Raw genomic sequence first — 3253 nt, 5'->3', positions numbered from 1 at the left:
GATCCAGTTGCGGCCGGCTGCGTACACTATTTCGTGGATGTGGGAAGCAAGCTGTCGATCACCCTTAACTACAAGCGAGCATTTTTGAAGGACTGGAAGCGCATGGAAGATGCGGTGCGGGACGTCCTGACACACACCAAGGTCAGGTAGCCACAGCACCTACAGGGAGTAAGGCATGAGTGGATTGACACAGCGCGACATCAGAATCCTGAGCAGCTATGCCAGCACAGGTAATCGGGAGCTGTATTGGAACTATCTTTCACAGCTGCCCGGTTCGGATGGTTACGGCACGTTGGCACTCGGCGTTGTTCGCAACGACAGCCTGCCAGGCCGCGTAGCCAACAGTTACGCACAGGACTACGCCCAAGCGCAGCACGATAGTGGATCACGCTTCCCCAATGCCGAGTTGAGCGAGCGACAGTGGGAGTCTTTCGGGCAAACGCTGCTCAAGCAGGATCTTGCGCTACGAAAGTACTGGTCTGAGAACGAGCGTCCGGATCTGGCGCTGAATCTTCCTGGCAAGGACGTCATGGTCGCTCACGATCGCGCATTCGAGCAGCATCGCCTCGACCCCAACTGTTGGACACCCCGTGTGCTGCTGCAGGCCGCGTTGGAAAAGAGCGGGCCCCAGAAGCTGGAGCAGATCTGGTCGAACATGCTCGACAACGACTATCTCGGCGGCCCTCGCGTGCGCGACACCAGCGTTGACGCGATTCAGCAGATGGGTTGGGTAGCCGGCGGCGCGTATCTGGGCAGGCTGACCGCACATGAGGTTACGCAGGCCCTCGAAGGCCGCGCCTCGGTCGACCCCAATGTCATCGGCGGCAACAGCGCCTACGCGATGTACTTCGAACGCGACCAGAAGTGGGTCAACGTGAGCAGCGGCGGCGGTCACCTGTCCATGCGGGAGGAAACCCGCCCCCATCGCATCGCCGAACTCGATGATGCACGCGAGGTGCGCCTGGAGCGGCAGCACAAAGCCACCCAGTTCCATGCCGATGACCCCTACCGCAGCATCACCCGCAGTCCGCTGACCGCGTCGGTTGATGGCGTCCCGGGTGAGCGGCACCCGCCGACCCGGCTGGCCGACATCGGCCCGGGCCACCCCGAGTACGGCTTGCTGCAGCAGGTTCGCCAGGGCGTGGCCGCCCTCGATGCGCAGGCCGGCCGCGCGCCCGATGAGAGCAGCGAGCGTCTGACCGCCAGCGTGATGGCCCTGGCCCGCCAGAGCAATCTGGAGCGGGCCGACCACATCGTGCTGAGCGTGCAGACGGCAGACAGCGCTGCCGGGCGCACGGTCTTCGTGGTGCAGGGCGACCTGAACGACCCTGCGCACCGCCGCGCATCCATGCCCACCGACGTGGCCGTGCAGACGCCGGTCGCGCAATCACTGCAGCAGTTGGAGGTGGCCAGTGCGGAGCGCCAGCAGGCGACCGTGCAGGTCCTGGATCAGCAGCAGGACGCCCCGGCCCGCGAGAATCCGGCGGTACGCATGGGGTAGCCGCTTCCAGAGCGAGGCGTTGGCCGGCCGTCACAATCCCCCTGCCGGCCGCCGGTCCCACCTGTCCCGCCAAGCCACGCACACCGGTGTGCGACTCAGCATAGTTAGTGGGAGACCGGCCACCATAAATGGTGGCCAGTCTTTACCTAGGAGCACCACAAGGATCTCGAAGGCGTCGGGCGCCAAGTCAAAGTAACGTCCCAATCGATTCGATTAAACCGGGGCGTGGCTCCAGATGGTGCTCGAACACCTGGAGCGCCTTGCACGTAGGCTGAGTGCCGTCCCAGATGGCAATTTCCAAGTCGCCGGGTTGCGGTTGGACGGATCGGTCAATCACAAGAATGTCGCCGTCGCTGATGCCGACCCCCAGCATGGACCGACCGTCTGCGCCGTACAGGAAGGTTGCCGCCGGACCAAGAGACGGTGCAGATCGACTGCTTCGTCCATGAAGTCGTCAGCGGGGGGAGGGGAAGCCCAAGCGGGCGCGTGCGCCGGCCAAGGGAACGAAATGCGCTGGCCCGTCAATGGCGGCGGCGCCGATTAAGGTGGCGATCGTGTGGGGATTAGTGAGAGGCCCGCATGGCGGGAACTCTGGCTGGGCGTAGTCTCATCGCGAGAGACGGAAATGTTAGTAAAGTTACTAATTGACTGGATGAAAGATTCCCTCCGACGCGTGTTCCGCTGCTGGCCGATCGTGTACAGGGCGGCAGTGCTCCACGGGGCCAACGAAGGGGCGGCACATGCGTTACGCAGCCGTTACGCATGCGCAACACATTGTTCTATCCATGACCAGTCTGCGCGCCACTCGGGGGCCGACAATAGCAGGGCACCACCGACCGGAGCCTGGAAACAGGAGTGGTGCATCGAGGGATCTTTAGATCCATCCCCAGCCTGGTGCGGGATAGGCAGTATAGCTGCCGAAGAGCTTACCGATATTGAAATACCGAGGGCGCCCTACCGGGGCGCCCTTTTTTATCTCCCTACCAACTTGCGCTTGAACAGGGTGCGCACCTTGTAGAGCGCTCCGTGGGTAGGCAAGGTTTGGAGGCCCCGATCGAGCGGGTAGGACGAGATCACTCGGACCTTGATTTCCGAATCTGCATCCACCGATTTTTGGATGGCCGTGAAGACCGCCGCTCCGTCCAGCTCGGTGGTGAACCACTGCTCGCCATTGCGGCTGAAGTGCTGCCGAACGTGGCCCTCCAGGAACTGCTGCTGCATGAAGGGCACCACCTCGAAGCTCAAGGCGTGTCGCCGGCGGCAGATATACCGCCGTTCGTGCCTTACGGGGTGGAAGTGCGGCCCGTTCTCCTTCTCATCGGTAAAGGTGTGCGGGCCGAACGTATAGCGCACCGTTACAGGTGTGCCGTCTAGGTCGATCACGCATTCCACGTCGTTGAGATGGGTCAAGCCGTAGCACGTTCCGCTGTGCCAGAAATCTCTCCAAGCCAATATAAACTCCTTGCCCGCTCGCTACGGTGGCCTGCCCTCTGATTCCCAACACCGATGGTGTAGGGCCTGTCAGCGGCCGATCACGGTCCGCGTTGGGTTCATTATCCAGCCCCCTCCCCCCCAATGCGCCTACCCGCTGATGTGGTGCTTCAGGATCGAGTCCATCAGTTCTCTTGCACCAGCCACCTGTTCATCAGTGAGCGCATGCCTGGAGCCGGCGAAAACGTCTCCGAGTTGAGTGCAGGCTGGCCAGGCTCCTCCGCCAACGCATCCAAGGTTTCTGTGCGGCTCAGCATAGCT

At 62.4% G+C, this 3253-nt stretch carries 2 protein-coding genes and 1 pseudogene; 1 reads left to right on the top strand and 2 read right to left on the bottom strand.

The genetic code is table 11. The features are described 5' to 3' along the window. The first annotated feature begins 175 nt into the window (after positions 1-175). Positions 176-1501 carry a Smlt3024 family type IV secretion system effector gene (locus ACXJKH_RS17465; protein ID WP_457321218.1) on the top strand — a complete coding sequence of 442 codons (1326 nt, stop codon included), beginning with the start codon at positions 176-178 and terminating at the stop codon, positions 1499-1501. A 187-nt stretch (positions 1502-1688) separates the two neighbouring features. On the opposite strand, the pseudogene ACXJKH_RS17460 reads toward ACXJKH_RS17465, so the two are convergent. Together ACXJKH_RS17460 and ACXJKH_RS17455 are read right to left on the bottom strand one after the other, a co-directional pair. Further along, positions 1689-1901: pseudogene (locus ACXJKH_RS17460) on the bottom strand (S24 family peptidase); the annotation flags it as partial. A 572-nt stretch (positions 1902-2473) separates the two neighbouring features. Beyond that, positions 2474-2911 carry a hypothetical protein gene (locus ACXJKH_RS17455; protein WP_457321216.1) on the bottom strand — a complete coding sequence of 146 codons (438 nt, stop codon included), beginning with the start codon at positions 2909-2911 and terminating at the stop codon, positions 2474-2476. Between the last annotated feature and the right edge of the window lie 342 nt (positions 2912-3253).

Source organism: Stenotrophomonas sp. P5_B8 (assembly GCF_054049855.1).
This window is presented reverse-complemented; position numbering and strand designations above follow the sequence as displayed.